Source organism: Mycobacterium sp. TH-M11, from assembly GCF_057473725.1.
Window position 1 is genome coordinate 1 of record NZ_JBYCLD010000116.1, and the last position, 6,135, is coordinate 6,135.

Genomic DNA, 6,135 nt, shown 5'->3' on the forward strand with positions numbered 1-6,135 from the left:
CGCCGATCACCACCGCGATCACCGTGGTGAGCACGCCGATCCCGACCGAGTTGATCAGCGCCGAACTGAAATAATTGCCGCGGAAAATTCCGCGGTAGTTGTCCAACGTCAGCGACGACGGAACCAGCCTGCCGTCCTTGACCGTCGACGTCGGCTTGAGCGAGAGGCTGAGAATCCACAGCACCGGGGTCAGCGCGTAGATCAGCACCAGGGCGTCGACGCCAACCCAGGTCGCGGCCCGCCTAGCGGCCATCGCCACCACCCGGTGCGGCCGCGCCGAACACCTTGACGAACAGCAGCGCGATCAGCGTCGCGCAGCAGAAGATCAGCACCGAAATCGCCGATCCGAGGCCGACATTGAAGCCTTTGAACAAATTGTCGTAGCCCAAAATCGACACCGATCCAGTATTGCCGGTGCCGCCGGTGAGCACGTAGATGCTGTCGAAGATCCGGAAGGCGTCCAGGGTGCGGAACAACAGCGCCACCAGTATCGCCGGCCTGATCAGCGGCAGCGTGATCGAGATCAGCCTCCGCCAGGCGCCGGCCCCGTCCACCTCGGCGGCCTTCAGCAGATCCGCCGGCACCAGCGCCAAGCCGGCCAACAGCAGCAATGACATGAACGGCGTGGTCTTCCACACCTCGGCAAGGACCACCACACCCAGCGACGAAAACTGATGGGCCAGAGGCGCAGTGCCGTGCGGTAGCAGGTTTGCCAGGTATCCGGTGCCCGGTGTCCATGCGTAGAACCAGCTGTAGGACGCGACGACCGTCACGATGCCGTACGGAATGAGCACCGCGGTGCGGACCAGTCCTTTGCCGACCAACGTGCGATGCATCGCCAGCGCCAACGCCAGGCCGAGCACGAACTCGACCGACACCGAGGCAACCGTAATCGCCAGCGTGACAGCCAATGCCAGCCACCAGTAGCGGTCGGTCAGAATGGTCTGATAGTTGCCCAGGCCGACGAACCGGGTCTCGCTCGGCGCGGTCAAGATGTTGCGCTGCAGGCTTAGCCACACCGCATACCCGATCGGGTACGCCGTGACAGCCAACAGCAGCAGCGCGGCCGGCGCGACCAAGGCAAAGGCGAGGCGCCGCTCTGCATCGTCGCCGGCGCTCACGGAAGTAATCCCTTGCCGTCCAACGCTTTGCGCACCTGCACCGCGAGTTCGTCGACGGTCTTTGCCGGATCGATCCGGGTGATCGGAGCCAGCGTTGCGGCGATCCGGGTCGACACCGCCTGGTAGACCGGCGTGGCAAGCCGCACCGCGGGGTCGGCGAGTTGCCGACGGATGATGTCATACATCGGGTACTTCGCCTGGAACTGCGGGTCGTCGTACAGCGAGGCGCGCACCGCCGGCAGGCCGCCGTTCAGCGACAAATATTTCTCGCTCGCCGGACTGCGCAGGCACCGGATCGCCTGGTACGCCTCGGCTGCGTGACGGCTGGTCGCCGACACTGCGAGGTTCAGCCCGCCGATCGTCACCTTGGCTGGTTGTCCGGGTTGTACACGCGGATAGGGCGCGAAGCCGAAAACCTTTCGGCTGGCGTCATATGCCGCGCGGAACTGTTGCTCGGTGGGGGTGAACGAGCCGACGTCGTTGATGCTGCCGGCCAGATCCGGGCGGCGGTTCAGCGGCAGGAACGGCACGCCGCCCTTCACCGCGTTCTCCAGCATGGACGGCAGCGCGTAGGGCCAGTTGACTTCGAGCGCGGACCTGCCTTGCTCGAACGCCAACCGTGCCGAGCCGGCGTCGCTGCGCGTGACCGACGGGTCGGCACCCGGCGCGTTGGCCACCGACTTCATGATCTGCAGCGCCTCGACGGCCGCGGCCCGGTGTTCGGGAGTGTCGGCGAGGGTGACGGTGCGGCCGTCCTCGGACAGCACCTGACCGCCCGCGCTTTCCAGCAAGGTGTTGAACCACACCACCACCGCCTCGTTCTGGTTGGCCTGCACGCCGATCCAACTGGGTCCGCCCACGGCGTGCAACCGGTCCGCCTCGGCGATCATGGCATCCCAAGTCGCCGGCGGCTTGTCCATCAAATCGGGCCGATACCAGAGCAATTGGGTGTTGCTGGCGAAGGGTGCGGCATAAAGCCGGTGCCGCCACGTCGCGGTGGACAGTGGCCCGGCCAGCGTGTCGGTGCCGGCGTCGGCCTCCGCGCGGTGCGCGGGATCGTCGGACAGCGGCAGCACCCAGCCCGCCTCGGCGAACTCGGCCGTCCAGATCACGTCCATCGCGATGATGTCTATCGCGTGGTCGTCGGCGCTGAGTCGACGGGCCAACTGGATGCGCTGATCATCGGTGGATCGCGGCAGGCTGTACTGCCGGATGGTGAACCGGCCGCCGAACTCGCGGGAGCAACGGTCGGCCAGCGCGCTGAACGTCGCACCGTCGCCCGCCGGGGTGTAGAGGCTGATCGCCCGACCGTCGTCGCCGGGGCCGCAGCCGGACAACACCGACACAGCCGACATTGCGGCCAGCGCGAGGCCGCCCAACTGGCGACGCACGAGTCAGATGGCCAGGCGGGCCAGCAGATCCCGGGCCTGCTCGGCGTTCTGCGGGTCGCAGAGAACGTCGTATCGGCCGGCCACCAACTGCAGCGTCGAGCTGAAGTCGCGGGTACCGCGCGCCATCGAATACGGAATCGCGGAGGTGATCAGCCCGAAGAACACACCAGCGACCAGCCCGGTGGTCAACGCCTCCATCGGATGCGGGCTGGAGAACAGCAGGGTGAGCATCAAGCCGATGAACAGACCCAGCCAGGCGCCGCTGATGATGCCGCCGCCCAACACCTTTGGCCAGGTCAGCCGTCCGGTCACCCGCTCCACCTGCATCAGGTCGACGCCGACGATGGTGACCTGCTGCACCGGAAACTGCCGATCGGAGAGGTAGTCGACAGCTCGCTGGGCTTCGGCGTAGGTGGGGTACGACCCGACCGGCCAGCCTTTCGGCGGTGTCGGCAGTCCGGGAGCCCGCCGACTCCCGGACGGGGCGCCACGGGTGGCGCCGGGAACCTGTCCTGGCTGGAACGGGCTGCTCATAAGTTCTATTGTGCGCTGTTCGCCGCGGCCGGGTTCGGCCGCGGTCGCCGAGTTAGCGGCCTACTTCAAGTTCGCGGCCCAACCTGGCCTGCACGCGCGACAAATGCCTGCTTAGCCGACCAGGCATCGTCGAGCTCACCTGATGACTCTGCGTCCAGGGCGCACAAGCCCGAGTAGCTGAAGCCCTCAGCGCAGAGTCAACCTCGATGGCCGAGCTAAGTTGAACGCATGACAGCTCCCGGCGGCGGCGACCCCTTCCGCGATCAGTGGGGCCCGTGGCCGCAGTACCAGCACCCGCCGGTGGATCCGCAGCCGCCGCTGAATTACCCGGAGTACCCCTACACCGGTCCGCAGCCTGCCCAGCCGCCGCCCTACAGCCCGGTCGGCTATGGCGGGCCCCCACCACCGCCCTACGGCGGCCCGATGCCGATGTACTACCCCTATCAGCCTCAGTCGCAGCGGACCAACAGCCTGGCCGTCGCGTCGCTGGTCACCTCGATCGCGGGCGTCGTCTTCGGCATTCCGCTGGCCGTCCTCTGCTTCGTGGGCTTGCTGATTCCGGTCATCGGCGCGGTGCTGGGCGGCATCGCGCTCAGTCAGATCAAGCAGAGCGGCGAGCAGGGCCGCGGAATGGCGATCGCCGGGGTCGCGATCGGCGCCGCCACCACGGCGTTGCTCGTGCTGGTGCTGGTGCTGCTCACCGCCGCGGCGTTCCATTCGCCGACGTTCATCCACTAGCCGGTCGGCGGTTCGAACGGCCGGCCCTGGCGCTGCATACCCGCCGCTCGTCCTTTCGCGGCAATCACCAAAGCCATCTTGCGGCTGGCCTCATCGAGCATCTCGTCGCCGAGCATCACCGCGCCTCGGGCACCGCCGGCCGCCGAGGTGTGCCACTCGTAGGCCTCCAGGATCAGTTCCGCGTGATCGTAATCGGCTTGTCGCGGGCTGAAGATCTCGTTGCCGGCCGCGATCTGGTCGGGGTGAAGCACCCATTTGCCGTCATAGCCCAATGCCGCCGACCGGCCCGCCACCCGCCGGAATGCCTCAGTGTCGCGCACTTTGAGGTACGGGCCGTCGATCGCGGCCTTACCGTGGGCGCGGGCGGCCACCAGGATGGTCATCAACACGTGGTGATAAGCGTCGCCGACGTCGTAGCCCTCGGGCTGCTCGCCGACGACCAGCGTGCGGGTGTTCAGGTTCGCCATCAGGTCCGCCGGGCCGAGCACCAACGCCTGTACCCGTGGCACCGCGGCGATCGCGTTGATATTGGTCAGTCCGCGGGCGTCTTCGATCTGCGCGTCGATGCCGATCTCGCCGACCGGCAGCCCGTGCACCGTCTCCAGTTGGGTCAGCAACAGGTCGAGCGCCTGGACATGGGAAACGTCAGAGACTTTCGGCAGCACCACCACGTCGAGCTTGGCGTCCGGTGCCGCGCCGACGGCGGAGACCACCTCGATGATGTCGGCGTGCGTCCACGGCGTGGTCCAGTCGTTGACCCGCACCCCGCGCAACTGCCCGGCCCAACCGGGCGCGGCCAGCGCGGCAGCCACCCGGCCGCGGGCGTCGGCCTTGGCGCCCGCGGCGACGGCGTCCTCCAGATCGAGGAAGACCTCGTCGGCGGGAAGTCCTTTGGACTTGTCGATCATCTTCTGGCTACTGCCCGGCACAGACAGGCACGTGCGGCGGGGCCGGTAGGCGTTGTTCACACCCCACTCCTACCCTTTGAACCATGGCCTCGATCAACAGGGTGTACGCCGCGCGCCTGGCGCGCATGCAGGTCCTGGGCCCGATGGGCGAGGCCCTCGGCCGAGTTCGCGACGTCGTGGTCAGCATCAGCATCGTGCGCCAGCAACCCCGCGTGCTCGGGCTCGTCGTCGAAATGACCTCGCGCCGAAGGATATTCGTTCCGATTCTGCGAGTCTCCGCAATCGAGCCGCAAGCGGTGACGCTCAACACCAACAACGTCTCGATGCTGCGCTTCGAGCAGCGGCCCGGTGAAGTGCTGGTGCTGGGCCAGATCATCGACACCAAGGTGCGGGTCAACGATCCCGAACTGCCGGAGCTGGCCGACACCGACGTCGTCGTGACCGACCTCGGCCTGGAACAGGCCCGGACCCGCGACTGGATGGTCACCCGGGTCTCGGTGCGGCTGCCGCGACGCCTGGGCAGGCGCAGCAGCAGCCATATCGTCGGCTGGCGCAACGTGCAGGGGCTGACCCCGTCGGCGCTGGCCATGCCCGGCCAGGCCGTCGCGCAACTGCTGCACCAGTTCGAGAAGTGGCGGCCGATCGAGGTGGCCGACGCCGTGCGTGAGCTGCCGGCCAAGCGGCGGCACGAGGTGATCACGGCACTCGACAACGACCGGCTGGCCGACATCCTGCAGGAGCTGCCGGAACAAGAACAGGCCGAGTTGCTGATGCAACTGAGCGACGAGCGCGCGGCCGACGTGCTCGAGGAGATGGACCCCGACGACGCCGCCGACCTGCTCGGCAGCATGACTCCGGCGTTGGCCGAGCGGCTGCTGCGGCAGATGGATCCCGAGGAGTCCGACCCGGTGCGGCGGTTGCTGAAACACTCCCCCGACACCGCGGGCGGATTGATGACCTCCGAGCCGGTGGTGTTGACGCCGGACACCTCGGTCGCCGAGGCTCTGGCCCGGGTTCGCGATCCCGACCTGACGCCGGCGCTGTCGTCGCTGGTGCTGGTGGTCCGCCCGCCCACGGCCACCCCGACCGGTCAGTACCTGGGCTGCGTGGCCCTGCAGCGGCTGCTGCGCGAACCCCCGTCGATGCTGGTCGGCGGTCTTGTCGACGCCGACCTGCCCTGGTTGGAGCCCGACACGTCGCTGGCCATGCTGACCCGCTACTTCGCCGCCTACAACCTGGTCTGCGGTCCCGTGGTCGACGCGCAGCATCATCTGCTGGGCGCGGTGACCGTGGACGACGTGCTCGATCATCTGCTCCCGCAGGACTGGCGCGACACCACCGAGGAACCCGCGCTCGACGCCGCGGGAGGCCAGTCGTGAGCAAATCCGCGCCGCCGCGGTCGCGGCTGTCGACGCCGCGCATTTCGCGGGTGCCCACACCGCG

General features: G+C 68.0%; 6 protein-coding genes and 1 pseudogene. 2 read left to right on the forward strand and 5 right to left on the reverse strand.

The window, feature by feature from the left end; genetic code table 11:
• The 4 genes and pseudogenes from AC2VOG_RS04970 to AC2VOG_RS04985 all read right to left on the reverse strand — a co-directional run.
• Positions 1-253 (reverse strand): annotated as a pseudogene (locus AC2VOG_RS04970) (carbohydrate ABC transporter permease); the annotation flags it as partial.
• Positions 243-1,130 (reverse strand): carbohydrate ABC transporter permease, encoded by an 888-nt coding sequence (locus AC2VOG_RS04975; protein WP_486938813.1) that lies wholly within the window; start codon positions 1,128-1,130, stop codon positions 243-245. The pseudogene AC2VOG_RS04970 and the gene AC2VOG_RS04975, both read right to left, overlap by 11 nt.
• Positions 1,118-2,476 carry an extracellular solute-binding protein gene (locus AC2VOG_RS04980; RefSeq protein ID WP_486938815.1) on the reverse strand — a complete coding sequence of 453 codons (1,359 nt, stop codon included), beginning with the start codon at positions 2,474-2,476 and terminating at the stop codon, positions 1,118-1,120. The genes AC2VOG_RS04975 and AC2VOG_RS04980 overlap by 13 nt, the downstream gene beginning before the upstream one ends.
• 39 nt (positions 2,477-2,515) lie before the next feature.
• Complete coding sequence (locus AC2VOG_RS04985) at positions 2,516-3,046, reverse strand: YflT domain-containing protein (RefSeq protein ID WP_486938809.1); 531 nt, start codon at positions 3,044-3,046, stop codon at positions 2,516-2,518.
• 228 nt (positions 3,047-3,274) lie between these two features.
• Here AC2VOG_RS04985 and AC2VOG_RS04990 point away from each other — a divergent pair, with 228 nt between their 5' ends.
• Positions 3,275-3,784 carry a DUF4190 domain-containing protein gene (locus tag AC2VOG_RS04990; protein WP_486938810.1) on the forward strand — a complete coding sequence of 170 codons (510 nt, stop codon included), beginning with the start codon at positions 3,275-3,277 and terminating at the stop codon, positions 3,782-3,784.
• Here the strand turns inward: AC2VOG_RS04990 and AC2VOG_RS04995 are convergent.
• Positions 3,781-4,752, reverse strand: a complete 972-nt coding sequence (locus AC2VOG_RS04995; RefSeq protein WP_486938811.1) for an HpcH/HpaI aldolase/citrate lyase family protein — start codon at positions 4,750-4,752, stop codon at positions 3,781-3,783. The genes AC2VOG_RS04990 and AC2VOG_RS04995 overlap by 4 nt on opposite strands.
• A 23-nt stretch (positions 4,753-4,775) precedes the next feature.
• Between AC2VOG_RS04995 and AC2VOG_RS05000 the strand changes: the two genes are divergently transcribed.
• Positions 4,776-6,071, forward strand: a complete 1,296-nt coding sequence (locus AC2VOG_RS05000; RefSeq protein WP_486938812.1) for a magnesium transporter MgtE N-terminal domain-containing protein — start codon at positions 4,776-4,778, stop codon at positions 6,069-6,071.
• Positions 6,072-6,135 lie beyond the last annotated feature (64 nt).

Excerpts from the sequence above, each read along its gene's own strand:
- AC2VOG_RS04980 (WP_486938815.1), bottom strand. The coding sequence starts at position 2,476 with ATGTCGGCTGTGTCGGTGTTGTCCGGCTGCGGCCCCGGCGACGACGGT.
- AC2VOG_RS04985 (WP_486938809.1), bottom strand. The coding sequence starts at position 3,046 with ATGAGCAGCCCGTTCCAGCCAGGACAGGTTCCCGGCGCCACCCGTGGC.
- AC2VOG_RS04990 (WP_486938810.1), top strand. The coding sequence starts at position 3,275 with ATGACAGCTCCCGGCGGCGGCGACCCCTTCCGCGATCAGTGGGGCCCG.
- AC2VOG_RS05000 (WP_486938812.1), top strand. The coding sequence starts at position 4,776 with ATGGCCTCGATCAACAGGGTGTACGCCGCGCGCCTGGCGCGCATGCAG.